The 16,346-nt window shown below is 67.2% G+C and carries 10 protein-coding genes; 9 read left to right on the top strand and 1 reads right to left on the bottom strand.

The features are described 5' to 3' along the window. Nucleotides 1-2: 2 nt before the first annotated feature. The 5 genes from pilB (at nucleotide 3) to yacG (ending at nucleotide 4,799) form a co-directional block, all read left to right on the top strand. Complete coding sequence (pilB, locus tag PSEK12I1_RS0104880) at nucleotides 3-1,697, top strand: type IV-A pilus assembly ATPase PilB (RefSeq protein WP_027600840.1); 1,695 nt, start codon at nucleotides 3-5, stop codon at nucleotides 1,695-1,697. Nucleotides 1,698-1,907: 210 nt separating this feature from the next. Beyond that, nucleotides 1,908-3,125 carry a type II secretion system F family protein gene (locus PSEK12I1_RS0104875; protein WP_027600839.1) on the top strand — a complete coding sequence of 406 codons (1,218 nt, stop codon included), beginning with the start codon at nucleotides 1,908-1,910 and terminating at the stop codon, nucleotides 3,123-3,125. Beyond that, entirely contained in the window at nucleotides 3,125-3,997 is an 873-nt protein-coding gene (locus PSEK12I1_RS0104870) for an A24 family peptidase (protein WP_027600838.1), read from the top strand. The genes PSEK12I1_RS0104875 and PSEK12I1_RS0104870 overlap by 1 nt, the downstream gene beginning before the upstream one ends. Next, a complete protein-coding gene (gene coaE, locus PSEK12I1_RS0104865) occupies nucleotides 3,994-4,605 on the top strand; it encodes a dephospho-CoA kinase (protein WP_027600837.1) in 612 nt (203 codons plus the stop codon). The genes PSEK12I1_RS0104870 and coaE overlap by 4 nt, the downstream gene beginning before the upstream one ends. Then, entirely contained in the window at nucleotides 4,602-4,799 is a 198-nt protein-coding gene (yacG, locus tag PSEK12I1_RS0104860; protein WP_007160931.1) for a DNA gyrase inhibitor YacG, read from the top strand. The genes coaE and yacG overlap by 4 nt, the downstream gene beginning before the upstream one ends. 13 nt (nucleotides 4,800-4,812) lie before the next feature. Here yacG and PSEK12I1_RS0104855 read toward each other — a convergent pair whose 3' ends face one another. Further along, entirely contained in the window at nucleotides 4,813-5,310 is a 498-nt protein-coding gene (locus PSEK12I1_RS0104855; protein ID WP_027600836.1) for a hypothetical protein, read from the bottom strand. Nucleotides 5,311-5,491: 181 nt separating this feature from the next. Here PSEK12I1_RS0104855 and recC point away from each other — a divergent pair, with 181 nt between their 5' ends. The 4 genes from recC to rmuC all read left to right on the top strand — a co-directional run bounded on the left by recC (nucleotide 5,492) and on the right by rmuC (nucleotide 16,313). Then, nucleotides 5,492-8,923 (top strand): exodeoxyribonuclease V subunit gamma, encoded by a 3,432-nt coding sequence (recC, locus tag PSEK12I1_RS0104850; RefSeq protein ID WP_027600835.1) that lies wholly within the window; start codon nucleotides 5,492-5,494, stop codon nucleotides 8,921-8,923. Further along, complete coding sequence (gene recB, locus PSEK12I1_RS0104845) at nucleotides 8,920-12,582, top strand: exodeoxyribonuclease V subunit beta (RefSeq protein WP_027600834.1); 3,663 nt, start codon at nucleotides 8,920-8,922, stop codon at nucleotides 12,580-12,582. The genes recC and recB overlap by 4 nt, the downstream gene beginning before the upstream one ends. Continuing rightward, entirely contained in the window at nucleotides 12,575-14,656 is a 2,082-nt protein-coding gene (gene recD / locus PSEK12I1_RS0104840) for an exodeoxyribonuclease V subunit alpha (protein WP_037006725.1), read from the top strand. Before recB ends, recD begins: the two co-directional genes overlap by 8 nt. Nucleotides 14,657-14,729: 73 nt before the next feature. Further along, the gene (rmuC, locus tag PSEK12I1_RS0104835; RefSeq protein ID WP_027600832.1) at nucleotides 14,730-16,313 is read left to right on the top strand and encodes a DNA recombination protein RmuC; all 1,584 of its coding nucleotides are present in this window, start codon (nucleotides 14,730-14,732) and stop codon (nucleotides 16,311-16,313) included. Nucleotides 16,314-16,346: the final 33 nt, after the last annotated feature.

The following is a 16,346-nucleotide window of genomic DNA, read 5'->3' as shown; positions in this document are numbered from 1 at the left end:
CGATGAACGAGACGGTGATGCTGTCGGGACTGGCGCGGCAATTGGTGGATGCGCAATTGCTCGCAGAGGCGGCGGCGCAGCAGGCGGTGGTCAAGGCCAAGCAGGCCAAGGTGCCATTGGTAACCTATCTCGTTCAGCAACGTCTGGTGCAAAGCCGGCCTCTGGCTGAATTGGCTGCTCAGGAGTTCGGTGTGCCCTTTCTTGATCTGGCGGCTATCGATAAGGAGCAGCTTCCCAAGGACATCGTCAACGAGAAGTTGATGCAGCAGCATCACTTCCTGCCTTTGAGCAAAAGGGGCAACAAGCTTTTCATCGCGCTATCTGATCCCACTAACCAACAAGCCATCAATGATGTGTCCTTTGGCAGCAAGCTCGCCGTCGAGGTGGTGCTGGTCGAGGATGACAAGCTGCACCAGGCCATCGAAAAGTATCTCGATGGCGGTACGGGTGGCCTGGATCTGGGCGATATCGACCTTGATCTGGAGACTGAGGGTGGCGAGCGGCCTCAGGAAGCCGTTGCGGGTACCGACGCCGACGATGCGCCCGTGGTGAAGTTCGTCAACAAGATGCTGCTCGATGCCATCAAGAAGGGATCGTCCGACTTGCACTTCGAGCCCTATGAAAAGATGTACCGAGTACGCTTCCGTACTGACGGTGTCCTGCACGAGGCGGCGCGGCCGCCGGTGCAGCTGGTGTCGCGGATCTCGGCGCGACTCAAGGTGATGTCCAATATGGATATCTCCGAGCGTCGTAAGCCCCAGGACGGCCGGGTCAAGCTGAAGGTCTCCAAGACCAAGTCCATCGACTTCCGGGTCAACACCCTGCCCACCCTCTGGGGCGAGAAGATCGTGATGCGTATTCTGGACTCTTCCAGCGCCCAGATGGGGATCGATGCCCTGGGCTACGAGGATGTGCAGAAGGAGCTCTATCTGCAGGCACTCAAGCAGCCGCAGGGCATGATTCTGGTGACCGGGCCGACCGGTTCAGGCAAGACGGTATCCCTCTATACCGGCCTCAACATCCTCAATACCGAGGATATCAATATTTCCACGGCGGAGGATCCGGTGGAAATCAACCTGGAAGGCATCAACCAGGTCAACGTCAATCCGCGTCAGGGGCTCGACTTCTCTCAGGCGTTGCGGGCTTTTCTGCGTCAGGATCCTGACGTGATCATGGTGGGTGAGATCCGGGACCTGGAAACGGCGGAGATTGCTATCAAGGCAGCCCAGACCGGTCACATGGTGATGTCGACCCTGCACACCAACAGCGCGGCGGAAACCCTGACGCGTCTACGCAACATGGGGGTGCCTGCCTTCAACCTGGCGACCTCGGTCAACCTCATCATCGCCCAGCGGCTGGCGCGCAAGCTGTGCAACAAGTGCAAGCGAGTCCATGAGGTGCCCCGTGAGGCGCTACTGGCCGAAGGCTTTCGCGAGGAAGAGATCGGCAGTTTCACCCTTTATCAGCCTATCGGCTGCGAGGACTGCAATGCGGGCTATCGCGGGCGTGTGGGGATCTACGAGGTGGTGAAGATCACCCCGGCACTGCAACAGATGATCATGGAGGAGGGCAACTCCATCGAGATCGCGGCGCGGATGCGCAAAGAGGGCTTCAATGATCTGCGGCGGTCGGGGCTGGTGAAGGCGATGCAGGGGATTACCAGTCTGGAAGAGATCAATCGGGTCACTAAGGATTAACGACTTCCCTCACCCTAGCCCTCTCCCGGAGGGAGAGGGGACTGGAACGGTGCATCGGATGATTGCTGTCCACGCGTCTTGATTGCCGCAGAACGCTAAAGCCGTCGATGTTTGGCGCGATGCTTGCCTTTAAAGCGGCAACCGGCTCTGAACAGAGCATTCTTTTGACGGGCTCGCCACCGCGGGCCGAGCCTTTGACGAGTCGAGGCAATGGCCGATAAAGCTATCAAGATGGGCAGCTTCACCTGGGAGGGGACCGATCGCAAAGGGACCAAGGTGAAGGGCGAGATGACGGGACTGAATCCTGCGCTGATCAAGGCGCAGTTGCGCAAGCAGGGGATCAATCCAACCCGGGTGCGCAAGAAGTCGGTGTCGCTGTTCGGCAAGGGCAAGAAGATCAAGCCCATGGATATCGCCCTGTTCACCCGACAGCTGGCGACCATGATGAGCGCAGGTGTGCCCCTGCTCCAGGCCTTCGACATCATCGGCGAGGGCTTCGACAATCCCAACATGCGCAAGATGGTCGACGACATCAAGCAGGATGTTGCCGCGGGTAATAGCCTGGCCAACTCCTTGCGCAAGCAGCCGCAGTATTTCGACGATCTCTATTGCAACTTGGTGGATGCCGGTGAGCAATCGGGTGCCCTGGAGACCTTGCTGGATCGGGTAGCCACCTACAAGGAAAAGACCGAGGCGTTGAAGAAGAAGATCAAGAAGGCCATGACCTATCCTGCGGCGGTAATCGTCGTCGCGGTGATCGTGTCGGCCATTCTGTTGATCAAGGTGGTGCCTCAATTCCAATCGGTGTTTGAGGGCTTCGGTGCTCAGTTGCCGGCCTTTACCCTTATGGTCATCGCGATTTCCGAGGTTTTACAGGAGTGGTGGTTGCTGGTACTGGGCGGGCTCTTTGTGCTGGCTTTCGTCCTTCGGCACTTCTACAAGAAATCGGAAAAATTTCGCGATGCGGTTGACCGTGGATTGCTCAAGATCCCGTTGATCGGTTCCATTCTCTACAAGTCGGCCATTGCCCGTTATGCCCGGACTCTGGCCACCACCTTCGCGGCGGGTGTCCCCCTGGTGGATGCTCTCGATTCGGTGGCCGGCGCGACCGGCAACGTGGTATTCCGCAACGCCGTGGAGAAGATCAAGGGCGATGTGTCCACCGGTATGCAGCTCAACTTCTCCATGCGTACCACCGGGGTGTTCTCTTCGATGGCCATCCAGATGACGGCCATTGGTGAGGAGTCGGGCTCCCTGGACGAGATGCTGTCCAAGGTCGCGACCTTCTATGAGGACGAGGTCGACAACATGGTCGACAACCTCACCACCCTGATGGAGCCGATGATCATGGCGGTCCTGGGGGTTCTGGTGGGTGGTCTGATCATTGCCATGTATCTGCCCATCTTCCAGCTCGGCTCGGTGGTCTGATGGCGCTGCTGGAGTTTTTGGCTGGCGCGCCGCTGGCCGCGGCGTTGTGCGCGCTGGTCCTGGGCCTGCTGGTGGGCAGCTTTCTCAATGTGGTGGTCTATCGCCTGCCGGTGATGCTGAGGCGGGCTTGGCAGGCGGAGGCGCGTGAAGTACTGGAGCTGCCGGCCGAGCCGGCAGGCGCCCCCTTCAACCTGGCGCGACCTGCTTCCCGCTGTCCTCACTGCCAGCGCGCCGTGCGGCCCTGGGAAAATGTGCCGGTGCTGAGTTATCTGCTCCTGCGCGGTCGCTGCAATGGGTGTCAGGCCTCCATCAGCCTGCGTTATCCGCTGGTGGAGCTGGCCTGTGGGCTGCTGTCGGCCTGGGTCATCTGGCACCTGGGCGTGACCTGGCAAGGTGTGGCCTTTCTGTTGCTGACCTGGGGATTGCTGGCGGCCAGTCTGATCGATGCCGATCACCAGCTGCTGCCGGATGTGATCGTGCTGCCGCTGTTGTGGCTGGGGCTGGTCGCCAATCAATTCGGGCTGTTCACCAACCTTAGCGATGCCGTCTGGGGCGCGGTGGCGGGGTATCTGAGTCTGTGGCTGGTATTTCAGCTATTCCGTCTGGTGACCGGTAAGGAAGGCATGGGCTATGGCGACTTCAAGCTGCTGGCGCTGCTCGGCGCCTGGGGCGGTTGGCAGATCCTGCCCCTGACCATCCTGCTGTCGTCGCTGGTGGGCGCCATTCTGGGCGTCATCACTCTGCGCCTGCGGCGGGCGGAAAGCAGCACGCCCTTGCCCTTCGGTCCCTATCTCGCCGTGGCGGGGTGGATTGCCTTGCTCTGGGGTGATCAAATAACCGGCCTGTACCTGAACTTCGCCGGATTCCGATGACTTCTGCCTGGACCCTCGGCCTGACTGGGGGCATCGGCAGTGGCAAGAGTGCCGCTGCCGAGCATTTCGCGCAACTGGGCATCACCTGTGTCGACGCCGACCAGGCCGCCCGCTGGGTGGTAGAGCCGGGACGACCGGCGTTGGCCGAGATCGCCGGGCATTTTTCGCCCGCTGTCTTGCAGTTGGATGGCAGCCTGGATCGAGCGGCGCTGCGAGCCGCGATCTTTGCCGATCCGGCCGAGCGGCGCTGGCTGGAAGCCCTGCTGCATCCCCTGATTCGCCAGGAAATCCTGGCGGCCTTGGCCCGCGCAGCGTCGCCCTATGCCATCCTGGTGTCGCCGCTGCTGTTCGAATCCGGGCAGCGGGCGCTGGTCCGGCGGGGGCTGGTGATAGACGCGCCGGAAGCGCTGCAGCTCGAACGGGCCATGCGTCGCGACGGGGTGGACGAGACTCAGGTGCGGGCCATCCTGGCGGCGCAGTTGCCGCGCGCCGAGCGGCTGGCCAAGGCGGATGACGTCATCTGCAACGACGGCGATCTCGCCGCGCTCCACGCCAAAGTGGAGCGCCTGCATTCCTTTTATCTGACCCTTGACGGAGGCCAAGCATGAGCACCCTTACCGTGGACTGCCCCACCTGCGGCGCACCCGTGGAATGGAGCGAGAAGAGCGCCAATCGGCCCTTCTGTTCCGACCGCTGCAAACTGATCGACCTGGGTGCCTGGGCAGCGGAAGAGCACGCCATCCCGGGTAATGAGCTGGAAGACGATCTCTACTCCGAAGACCTCAATCGGCGCGGCCACTAGGGCGCGCCTTCCCCTATAGCCGCTGTGCCCAGGCCTGGGCGGTCGCCTGGGCCGCCTGACGCAACTTGGCCGCCAACTCGGGTTTCTCGTATTCCAGCGGGCTGGACGCCGTCACCGTGTGGATGCGGTCGCGCTTGATGAAGAAGACCTGGGTGCCCAGCAAGGGCTTGCTGCAGGCGCTGGCGCCTTCGCCGAGGCCGTCGATGGCCTTGCACTCCAGTTGCTCGCTCAGCGACTGCACCTGCCGCCGCAGCTTGGGCAGCGCCCGACCGCCATTCTCGTAGCCCGCCGACAGCCCCAGCAGGTAGTTGGCCGGCTGGCCGGTGTCGCGATCGGTGAAGGCGCAGCCGCCGGCGATCTGCCGGGCATAGGCCAGGGGCAGGCCGGAGGTCTGCTGGAGCAGGGGCAAGGGCAACTGAGCCTGCAGGCTGGCGCAGTCGACGGGCTCGCCGTTGTCGGCATGGGCGAGGGCGGCGCCCAGGAGCAGGGGAAGGGCAACGAGGAAACGCATGAAAACATCCTGTCGAAGGCCGGCGGCCGATAGGCCATGAGTCTACCGGCTGGAGCCCCGTGATAGGCGGGTGGACGGAGCGGCTGTGCACTGGGTCATGCGTCGGTCATCACATTGCGGGCTGGTGTCTGGCGCGGGTGATCCTTACCCTGGCCGCAGATAGCGAACAGCGAGGCGTAGGATGTCCGAGGCGCTCACTCCCGGATTCATGGTGGTACACGGCAATCGGCTCGAAGAGCTGCGTGGCCTGGCGGTCGGCTGGATGCGGCGGTATCCCCTGGCGCCGCTGGAAAACGAACACGTGCTGGTGCAGAGCAATGGCATCGCCCAGTGGCTCAAGCTGGCGCTGGCCGAGGATCCGCGCGGTGATGACGAGGGTGGCTGCGGGGTCGCTGCGGCTCTCGAGGTGCAGTTGCCGGCGGCCTTCCTCTGGCGGACCTATCGCCAGGTATTGGGGCGTGACCAGGTCCCACCATCCTCGCCGCTGGACCGCGCGCCCCTGACCTGGCGCCTGATGCGGCTCCTGCCGACCCTGCTCCTGCAACCGGACTTCGCCGCCCTGCGGCGCTTTCTCGACGATGACGGCGATCTGCGCAAGCGCTATCAGCTGGCCGAGCGCCTGGCCGATCTCTATGACGGCTACCAGGTCTATCGCGCCGACTGGCTCAACGACTGGGCGGCGGGGCGCGATCTGCTGGCCAGCCTGCGCGACGGTCGGCGTCCCTTGCCGGAAAGTTGCCGCTGGCAGGCGCAGCTGTGGCGGGCGCTGCTGGACGATGTGGGCGACGGTGGTCTGGCCCGCAGTCGCGCCGGGGTGCACCGGCGCTTCCTGGAGGTCATGCAGGCGGCGACCGAGCCGCCAGCCGGGCTGCCGCGGCGGGTGGTGATCTTTGGCTTGTCGGCGATTCCGGCGCAGACCCTCGAAGCCCTGGCCGCGCTGGCGCGCTTCAGCCAGGTGCTGCTCTGCGTGCACAATCCCTGTCGCCATCACTGGTCCGACATCGTCGCCGACCAGGATCTGCTGCGGCAGAACTATCGCCGCCAGCAGCGCAAGCCGGGCATGCCACAGACCCTGGATGCCGAGGCGCTGCACCAGCACGGCCAGCCGCTGCTGGCGAGCTGGGGCAAGCAGGGCCGCGACTACATCCACCTGCTGGACGAATTCGACGAACCCGATGGCTATCGCCGCCTGTTCGAGGACCTCAATGGCGGGCGCATCGACCTCTTCGCCGAGGCCGAACCCCAGCACCTGCTCGGCCAGTTGCAGGACGACATTCTCGAATTGCGTCCGCTGAGCGAGACCCGCGAGCGCTGGCCGGCGGTCGATCCGGCGCGGGACAGGTCCATGCGCTTCCATGTGGCCCACAGTCCCCAGCGCGAGGTGGAGATCCTTCACGACCAGCTGCTGGCGCGCTTCAACAGCGATAGCAGCCTCCGGCCGCGCGACGTCATCGTCATGGTGCCGGACATCGATGCCTATGCGCCGCATATCCGCGCGGTATTCGGCCAGCTCGAGCGTGGCGATCCGCGCTTCATCCCCTTCAGCCTGGCCGACCAGCACCAGCGCGGTTTCCAACCCTTGCTGATCGCCCTGGAGCACTTGCTGCAGCTGCCCGACAGCCGCTTCGCCCTGAGCGAGATCCTCGATCTGCTGGACGTGCCGGCGCTGCGCGCCCGCTTCGGCCTGCGCGAGGGCGATCTGCCAACCCTGCACCTGTGGCTGGAAGGCGCTGGCGTGCGCTGGGGGCTGGATGCCGAGCAGCGCAGTCGCCTTGATCTGCCGGAAGGGCTGACGCAGAACACCTGGCGGTTCGGCCTGAGGCGCATGCTGCTGGGCTACGCCGTCGGCAGCGGCGCGGCCCTGGGCGATATCGAGCCCTTCGACGAGGTGGGCGGCCTGGATGCGGCTCTGGTCGGGCCGCTGGTGGACCTGCTCGATTCTCTGGACGCGGCCCAGGCGGCGCTGGCTCAGCCGGCGCGACCGGCGGAGTGGGGCGCCCGCCTGCAGGCGCTGCTGGCGCTGTTCTTCAGCCCTCAGGACGAGCACGACGAATACCTGCTGGAGCAGCTGGAGAATCTGCGCGAGCGCTGGCTGGAACTGTGCGAAGACGTGGCGCTGGACGAGGAGCTGCCGCTCACCGTGGTGCGCGAGGCCTGGCTGGCGGGGCTGGACAGCGGTGGCCTGGCCCAGCGCTTTCTCGCTGGCGCGGTCAATTTCTGCACCCTGATGCCCATGCGCGCCATTCCCTTCCGGGTGGTCTGCCTGCTGGGCATGCATGACGGTGCCTATCCGCGCATCCAGTCGCCGCTGGATTTCGATCTCATGGCCCAGGACTACCGTCCCGGTGATCGCTCGCGACGGGAGGACGACCGCTATCTGCTGCTGGAAGCGCTGCTCTCGGCGCGCGATCAGTTCTATGTCAGCTGGGTGGGGCGCAGCATCCGCGACAACAGCGAGCGCCCGCCGTCGGTGCTGGTCGCCCAGTTGCGCGACCATCTCCAGGCCGGTTGGCGGCTGGCCGACCATGAAGAGGAGCCGGAGCGCCTGCTCACGGCCCTGACCCAGGAGCATCCCCTGCAACCCTTCAGTGCCCGCTACTTCCGCGGCGAGCGCGGCTATTTCAGCTTCGCGGCCGAGTGGCTGGGCGTGCATGACCGCACCACGCGCGACGAGGATGAGCTGTTGCCGCCGCTGGTGCTCGAAGAACCCCTGGGCCTCGATGATCTCGCGCGTTTTCTGCGCGGACCGGTGGACCTGTTCTTCGCCAATCGCCTCAAGGTGCATTTCGCGCCGCCCGATGCGCCGGCGGAAGACGAAGAGCCTTTCGGCCTGGACGCCCTGACCCGCTACCAGTTGGGCGAAGACCTGCTGGCGGCGGCTCTGGCCGCGCCGGCCGAGGCGGATCAGGCGCTTATGGCCGCCGCGGAGCGCCTGCGCGGCAGTGGTCGGCTGCCGCTGGCGGGTTTTGGCGAGCGGGCCGGGCGGGCCTTGCGCGAGCCGCTGCCCGCCGTGGTGGCCCAGGTCGAGGCCCTGACGCTGCGCTGGCCCGAACCCCTGGAAGAGGCCCTGACCCTGGATATCGAACATCGCGAGCTGCAACTGGTGGCGAACCTCGAACGGCTGCGCCGTGGCCCCGAGGGCCTGCTGGCCCTGACCGCCCAGGCCAATGGCCTGGGCAATACGCGCACCCGCAAGTGGCACCGGCTGCTGCGACCCTGGGTACAGCATCTGGTCGCCGCGGCCGGTGGGCTGCAGCTGACCACCGCGGTGGTGGCGACCGATCTGACCCTGTTGCTGGCGCCACTGGACGCCGAGCTGGCCCGCCGGCAGCTGAACGAATTGCTGGACGCCTGGGCCCTGGGGCAGCGGCGTCCGCTTCCCGTCGCGCCCCGCACCGCCTTCGCCTGGCTGGCCAATGACCCGGACAAGGCCCTGGCCGCGGCCGAGCAGGCCTATCAGGGCGAGGCGGCGACCCATCCGGCGCTGCGTCGGCAGTATCCGGACTTCGCCGCCTTGCTGGCCGACGAGGAATTCGACGGCTGGTGCCAGACCCTCTATGCACCGGTGCACACCGCCGGCTGGCAGGTGGTGGGCGGGGAGGGGCAGGCATGAGTCAGCGTCCGCTCGCCCTGCGCTTTCCCTTGCAGGGTAATCAGCTGATCGAGGCCAGCGCCGGGACGGGCAAGACCTTCACCATCTCCGCACTCTATGTGCGTCTGGTGCTCGGCCACGGTACGCCCGAGACGGCCTTCGGCCGCGAACTGCTGCCGCCCCAGATCCTGGTGGTGACCTTTACCGAGGCCGCCACCCAGGAATTGCGCGATCGCATTCGCCATCGCCTGGCCGAAGCCGCGCGTTTCTTCCGCGACGAGATCGCCGCGCCCGATCCGCTGCTCGCCGAGTTGCGCGAGGACTTTCCGGTCGAGGCCTGGGCCGTTTGCGCCCGGCGCCTGGACATCGCCGCCCAGTGGATGGACGAGGCGGCCGTCTCCACCATCCACAGCTGGTGCCAGCGCATGCTGCGCGAGCACGCCTTCGACAGCGGCAGTCTCTTCGTGCAGAACCTGGAGCAGGACCAGAGCGAGCTGCTCGCCCAGGTGGTGCGCGACTACTGGCGACGCTTTTGCTATCCGCTGGAGGGCGAGGCACTGGACTGGGTCATCGAGCACTGGGGCGAGCCCCGCGCCCTGGCCGCGCGCCTGCGACCCTTGCTGAGCGAGGCCCTGGGCGCGCCCCAGGGTGAACCGGCCGCCTTGCTGGCCACCGCCCTGACGGAGCGTCGCGAGCGGTTGGCACACCTCAAGGCGCCTTGGGCCCGGTGGGCGGAAGAGGTGCGCGACCTCTGCCAGGCCGGCTGCGACGCCAAGGTGGTCGACGGTCGCAAGCTGCAGAAGCGATTCTTCGGGCCCTGGTGCGACAAGCTGGTCGCCTGGGCGGACAACCCCGCCAGCGAGGACCTGGATATCGGCACCGGCTTTATCCGGCTGACCGAGGAGGGCTTCGCCGAGGTCTGGACCAAGGCCAGTCCGCCGGATCATCCGGCCCTGGCGGCCATGGCGCGCTTGCCCGGGCAACTGGCCGAGTTGCCCAGCCCGGAGGTGCCGCTGCTGGAGCACGCGGCGGCCTGGGTCCAGCAGAAATTCGAGCGTGAGAAGCTGCGCCGCGCCGAGCTGGGGTTCGACGACATCCTCACCCGTCTGGATCGGGCGCTGCAGGCCGATGGCGCCGGCGCGCGGCTGGCGGCGCTGATCCGCGAGCAATTCCCGGTGGCGCTAATCGACGAATTCCAGGACACCGACCCGGTACAGTACCGCATCTTCAGCAGCGTCTATGGCGCGGGGGAGGGCACCGGGCTGTTCCTGATCGGCGATCCCAAGCAGGCCATCTATGCCTTCCGTGGCGCCGATATCCATACCTACCTGCAGGCGCGTCGCGCCAATGCCGGCCACCTGCACTCGCTGGATACCAACTTCCGTTCCACCGCTGCCATGGTCGCGGCGGTCAACCAGGTGTTCGCCCATGGCGAGGCCACGGCCCCGCGGGCGGCCTTCCTCTTCCGCCAGGGCGAGGACAATCCGGTGCCCTTCGAGCCGGTCCGCGCCCAGGGGCGGCGTGAGGTGCTGGAGATCGACGGCACGCCGGGTGCGGCCCTGACCTTCTGGCAGCTGGCCGGCGACGAGCCGCTGGCCGGCACTGCCTATCGCGCCGCCCTGGCCGAGAGCACCGCCAGCGAGATCGTCCGGCTGCTGAGCCTGGCCGCCGAGGGACGCGCCGGCTTTCGCCAGGAGGACGGCGAACTCAAGCCGCTGCGGCCCGCCGACATCGCCATCCTGGTACGCGCCGGCAGCGAAGCCCAGGCGGTACGCCAGGCGCTGGTGCGGCGCGGGGTGCGCAGCGTCTATCTGTCGGACAAGGATTCGGTGTTCACCGCCCAGGAGGCCCGCTGCCTGCTGGACTGGCTCAAGGCCTGCGCCGAGCCCGATGTGGATCGCCGGCTGCGTGCGGCCCTGGGCAGCCTGACCCTCGACCTGCCCTTGGCCGAACTGGATGCCCTCAACCACGACGAGCAGGCCTGGGAGGCGCGGGTGTTGCAATTCCGCGGCTATCGCCAGCTATGGCGCGGCCAGGGCGTGCTGCCCATGCTGCGCCGCCTGCTGCAGGACTTCCGCCTGCCGCAGCGGCTGATGGCCCGCGCCGATGGCGAGCGGGTGCTGACCAATCTGCTGCACCTCGCCGAACTGCTGCAGCGTGCCGCCGGCGAGCTTGACGGCGAGCAGGCGCTGATCCGCCACCTGGCCGAGCAACTGGCCGCCCAGGGCGCCGCCGACGAGCAGATCCTGCGCCTGGAAAGCGACGCCGAGCTGGTCAAGGTGGTGACGGTGCACAAGTCCAAGGGCCTGGAATATCCCCTGGTGTTCCTGCCCTTCGCCTGCGCCTATCGCGCCGAAGAAGGCACGACCCTGCCGCTGCGCTATCACGACGATCAGGGCCAGCTGCGCCGCACCTTCAAGCCCTCCGCCGAGGAACTGGCCCGCGCCGACGACGAGCGCCTGGCCGAAGACCTGCGCCTGCTCTATGTCGCCCTGACCCGGGCCCGCCATGCCTGCTGGGTCGGGGTGGCCGATCTCAAGCGCGGGCGCAGCAAGGAATCCGGCTTCGCCCGCAGTGCCCTCGGCTACCTGGCCACCGGCGGCGAGCCCCTGGCGAGTTCGGCGGCCCTGGGCACTGCCCTGACCACCCTGATCGGCGCCCAGCCCGACACCCTTATCCTGCCGCTCCCCGAGGCCAGTCCGGCACGCCTGCCCGAAGCCCGCGAAGCGCCGGTGACCCTCAAGGCGCTGACGGCGCGTCGGGCGGCTCGCGAGGACTGGTGGATCGCCTCCTACAGCGCCCTGCGGATCGGTACGCGCCTGGGCGAGGCGCGGGAAGAGGGCCCGTTCAACCTGGAGCTGGACCTGGATACCCCGGCGGCCCAGAAGCTGTTCGACGACGACCGCCTCGCTCCCGACGAGGCCCGCCAGCCCGCAGCCGGTGAAGACCTGCATCGCTTTCCCCGCGGCCCCGGCCCGGGCACCTTCCTGCACAGCCTGCTGGAGTGGGTCGGCGAGGAAGGCTTCACCGCCATCCAGGCGGCGCCCGAGCGGCTGGACGACCTGATCGCCCGGCGTTGCCAGCGGCGCGGCTGGAATCACTGGATTCCCATCCTGCAGGGCTGGCTGCGCCAGTTGCTGGCGCTGCCGCTGCCCCTGCCGGGGGGCAGCCAGCGCCTGGGCGAACTGGCGCGCTACCAGGTGGAGATGGAATTCTGGTTCGCCACCCATGGCGTCGATCTGGAGCGGCTGGATGACCTGGTGAGTCGTGGTACCCACCGCGGCCAGGTGCGGCCGATGCTGGAGCCGGGGCAGCTCAACGGCCTGTTCAAGGGCTTCATCGATCTGGTCTTCGAACACGAGGGGCGCTATTTCGTGGTGGACTACAAGTCCAACTGGCTGGGCGCCGAAGCCGGCGCCTATACCCGCGCGGCCATGGAGGAGGCCGTCCTGGCCAAGCGCTATGACCTGCAGTACGTGCTCTACAGCCTGGCCGTGCACCGGCTGCTCAAGGCGCGGCTGCCCGACTACAGCTACGAGCGCCACTTCGGCGGCGCCGTCTACCTCTTCCTGCGCGGCTGCGATCCGGCCGGCCACGGCGTCTTCGTCGAGCGGCCCGCCCAGGCGCTGATCGAGACCCTGGATCTGTTGTTCAGCGGTGCGGAGAATGCCCATGTCTGATTTCAGCCCCGCCACCGAACGGCTGCTGCGCCTGGCGTCCCTGGCCCAGGAGCGCCCGCTTGCCCCGCTCGAACAGCGGGACGATCTCTTTCGCCTGCTGGAGCTCTGGGTGCAGCGCGGCTGGTTGCGCCAGGTGGACCGGGCCTTCACCGGCTTTCTCGGCGAACTCGAACCCCAGGGCGACTCGGCGGTGCTCTTGGCCGCGGCCCTGGCCAGCCATCAGCTCGGCCATGGCCATGTCTGCCTGGATCTCGCCGCCACCCTGCGCAATCCCGATGCCGCCCTGTCGCTGCCGCCCGAGGGCGACGAGGCGCGCGCTTCGCTCTTGCCGTCGCAACTGCTGCATGGCCAGACCCTCGAGGCCTGGCAGCGGGCGCTGCTGGCCAGCGACCTGGTCGATGGCGACGGCAGCTGTCCAGAACGACCGCTGGTGCTGGGTGGCGAGCGCCTCTACCTGCGTCGCTACTGGAATTACGAACGCGCGGTGGCGGCCAGCCTGCGCCAGCGCCTGGCCACCCCCGAGCCGCTGCCGGCGGATCTCGCCGAGCGTCTCGACCGGCTGTTTCCGCCGGACCCCGACGCGGGCGGCGAACCCGACTGGCAGAAACTGGCCTGCGCCCTGGCGGTGCGCGGTGCCTTCAGCATCGTCACCGGCGGACCCGGTACCGGCAAGACCACCACCGTGGTGCGCCTGCTGGCGCTGCTCCAGGCGCCCGCGGTGGCGGCCGGTCGTCCCTTGCGCATCCGCCTGGCCGCACCGACCGGCAAGGCGGCCGCGCGCCTCACCGAATCCATCGGCGGCCAGGTCAGTCGCCTGCCGGTGGACGAGGAGCTGCGCCGGCACATCCCCACCGGGGTGACCACGGTGCACCGGCTGCTGGGCAGTCGGCCCAATACCCGCCATTTCCGCCATCACCGCGGGCATCCCCTGCCGCTGGACGTGCTGGTGGTGGACGAAGCCTCGATGATCGACCTGGAAATGATGGCCAGTCTGCTGGCGGCCTTGCCGCCGCGGGCGCGCCTGGTGCTGCTGGGTGACAAGGATCAGCTGGCTTCGGTGGAGGCCGGCGCGGTGCTGGGCGATCTCTGCCGGGATGCCGAAGCCGGACGCTACAGTCCGGCCACCCGCGCCTGGCTGGAAGCCGTGAGCGGCCAGTCGCTGGCCCAGACCGCCCTGGCGGTCGGCGACGATCAGGCTGACGCCCTGGCGCAGCAGGTGGTGATGCTCAGGCGCTCACGGCGTTTCGGCGCCGGCAGCGGGATCGGCCAGCTGGCCCGCCGGGTCAATGCCCAGGATGGCCAGGGTGCTCAGCAGGTGCTGGTCGACGGCGGCTATGCCGATCTCCATCGGGTGCTGCTCAAGGGGCCGGAGGATCGCGCCCTGGAACGCCTGGTGCTGGAGGGACGCGGGCGCGCTCGGGGCTATCGTCATTATCTCGAGGTCCTGCAGGGGACGCGGCCCCAACTGGATACCGTCCTGGAGGATCCCGCCTGGACGCTCTGGGCCGGCCAGGTATTGTCCGCCTTCGACGACTTCCAGCTGCTCTGCGCCGTGCGCAAGGGCCCCTGGGGCGTGGAAGGCCTCAACCTGCGCATCGCCAGCGCCCTGCTGGCGGCGGGCCTGCTCGCGGGCGAGCACGGCTGGTACGAGGGCCGTCCGGTGCTGGTGACGCGCAACGACTATAGCCTGGGGCTGATGAACGGCGACATCGGCATCACCCTCTGCCTGCCCGACGCCAACCAGCCGGGACGCAAGGTCCTGCGGGTCGCCTTTCCCCGCGGCGATGGCAGCGGCGGTCTGAGATTCGTCCTGCCCAGCCGGTTGGCGGCGGTGGAGACGGTGTTCGCCATGACCGTGCACAAGTCCCAGGGCTCGGAATTTGCCCACACCGCGCTGCTGCTGCCTGAGCAGCTCAGTCCGGTGCTGACCAAGGAACTGGTCTATACCGGCATCACCCGGGCGCGCGATGATTTCACCCTGATCGAGGCCCGGGGCGGCGTCTTCGCCGAGGCGGTGGCCCGTCGGGTCCGCCGTGTCAGCGGCCTGGACCTGGATTTGCGAAACACTGTGTAAATGTACAGATAAACGCTGGACGCTCCCCTCGCGCCTGCCTAAGGTGAGGGGAGCCGTCCGCGATGAGAGCGCCATGACTTCCCTGCCTTTCGTTTCCCTTGTGCTTCCCCTGTTGCTGCTGGCCGGCTGGGCGGGTTCGGCCGTCTGGCTGACCGGGCGCCAGCGCTATCTGCAACAGCAACTCGACAGCGCCGCCGAGCGCTACGACATGCTGCGCGACGACCTGCAACGCGCCGAGCTGGCCAATGGTCGCCAGGTGGTGGAGCTGGGCGCCGAGCGCGAACGCACCGCCGCCCTGCAGCGGCAGCTGGAGGCCAATCGCGAGCTGGAGGCGGAGTTGCGCCAGCAGACCCGCCAGGCCCAGTTGCAGGCTGCCGAACAGCACGCCCTGGCCGAGGCCACCCGCGCCCAGCTGCAGGGCATCCAGGAGCAGCTCGCCGAGGTGCGCGAGCGCCAGCACCGCGAGCAACAGCTGCATGCCGAGGTGCAGGAACGCCATGCGCGCCTGACCGAAGAACACGCGACGCTCCGGACCACCCTGGAGCAGAAGGAAGAGCACTTCCTGGCGCAGCAACAGCTGCTGCGCGAGAGTCGCGAGCAACTCAAGCTGGAATTCGAGCAACTGGCCGGACGCATCTTCGACGCCAAGGGTCAGGCCTTCGCCCAGCACAGCCAGCAATCCCTGGATGCGCTGCTACGGCCCTTCCGCGAGCAGATCGAGGGCTTTCGCGCCAAGGTCGAGGACATCCACCACAAGGATGTGCAGCAGCAGGCGGCCCTCGGCCAGCAACTGCTCGACCTCAAGGAGCTCAACCGCCAGATCACCCAGGAGGCCCATGACCTGGCCACCGCCCTGCGCGGCCAGAAGAAGGCCCAGGGCAACTGGGGCGAACTCATCCTGGAAAACGTGCTGGAACGCTCCGGCCTGCGCGAGGGGCGCGACTTCGTCCGCGAACGCAGCTTCACCACCGAGACGGGTCGCCGGCGACCGGACGTGCTGGTCCATCTGCCGCAGAAGAAGCACCTGGTGGTGGACGCCAAGGTGTCGCTCAACGCCTATACCCGCTACGTCAACAGCGAAGACGAGGGCGAGCGGCGCCTGGCTCTGGGCGAGCACGTGCGCGCCGTGGGCGAGCGTATCCGCGAACTGGCCGATCGCGAATACTTCAGCCTGCCGGGGCTGAATTCGCCGGAGATGGTCTTCCTGTTCATCCCCATCGAATCGGCCTTCGTCGAGGCGCTCAAGGCCGACGAGAGCCTGTTCCAGCGCGCCATCGAGCAGAATGTCCTGGTGGCGACGCCGACCACCCTCCTGACCAGCCTCAACATCGTCCGCCAGCTCTGGCGCTTCGAGGACCAGAATCGCCACACCGCCGAACTGGCCGAGCGCGCGGGCAAGGTCTACGACAAGCTGCGCACCTTTCTCGGCAGCATGGACGGCATCGGCAAGAGTCTGGACAAGGCCGGCGAAGCCTATCGCAAGGCCTGCGGCCAGCTGGTGGGCGGGCCGGGCAACCTGGTCAAGCAGGTAGCCGACTTCAAGGAGCTGGGCGTGGCGGTACGCACCGAACTGGACGGCCAGTGGACCGAGCGGGCGGAACTGGAGCTGACGATGGTCGAGCTGGAAGCCGCGGCCGAGTCTTCCGACCGGGACTGATTCGCGCAGACCTGACAGGAGAGCCGGAGCTCC

Source organism: Pseudomonas sp. MOIL14HWK12:I1 (genome assembly GCF_000510705.1).
GTDB lineage: Bacteria > Pseudomonadota > Gammaproteobacteria > Pseudomonadales > Pseudomonadaceae > Chryseomonas > Chryseomonas oryzihabitans.
Note: the sequence above shows the minus strand (reverse complement) of the source record. Positions and strands in the feature narration are given on the sequence as shown.

Bases quoted from the DNA above. Each gene is read 5' to 3' on its own strand.
- yacG (WP_007160931.1), top strand. From the start codon at position 4,602: ATGAGCACCCTTACCGTGGACTGCCCCACCTGCGGCGCACCCGTGGAA.
- PSEK12I1_RS0104855 (WP_027600836.1), bottom strand. From the start codon at position 5,310: ATGCGTTTCCTCGTTGCCCTTCCCCTGCTCCTGGGCGCCGCCCTCGCC.
- recD (WP_037006725.1), top strand. From the start codon at position 12,575: ATGTCTGATTTCAGCCCCGCCACCGAACGGCTGCTGCGCCTGGCGTCC.
- rmuC (WP_027600832.1), top strand. From the start codon at position 14,730: ATGACTTCCCTGCCTTTCGTTTCCCTTGTGCTTCCCCTGTTGCTGCTG.
- coaE (WP_027600837.1), top strand. From the start codon at position 3,994: ATGACTTCTGCCTGGACCCTCGGCCTGACTGGGGGCATCGGCAGTGGC.
- PSEK12I1_RS0104870 (WP_027600838.1), top strand. From the start codon at position 3,125: ATGGCGCTGCTGGAGTTTTTGGCTGGCGCGCCGCTGGCCGCGGCGTTG.
- pilB (WP_027600840.1), top strand. From the start codon at position 3: ATGAACGAGACGGTGATGCTGTCGGGACTGGCGCGGCAATTGGTGGAT.
- PSEK12I1_RS0104875 (WP_027600839.1), top strand. From the start codon at position 1,908: ATGGCCGATAAAGCTATCAAGATGGGCAGCTTCACCTGGGAGGGGACC.
- recC (WP_027600835.1), top strand. From the start codon at position 5,492: ATGTCCGAGGCGCTCACTCCCGGATTCATGGTGGTACACGGCAATCGG.
- recB (WP_027600834.1), top strand. From the start codon at position 8,920: ATGAGTCAGCGTCCGCTCGCCCTGCGCTTTCCCTTGCAGGGTAATCAG.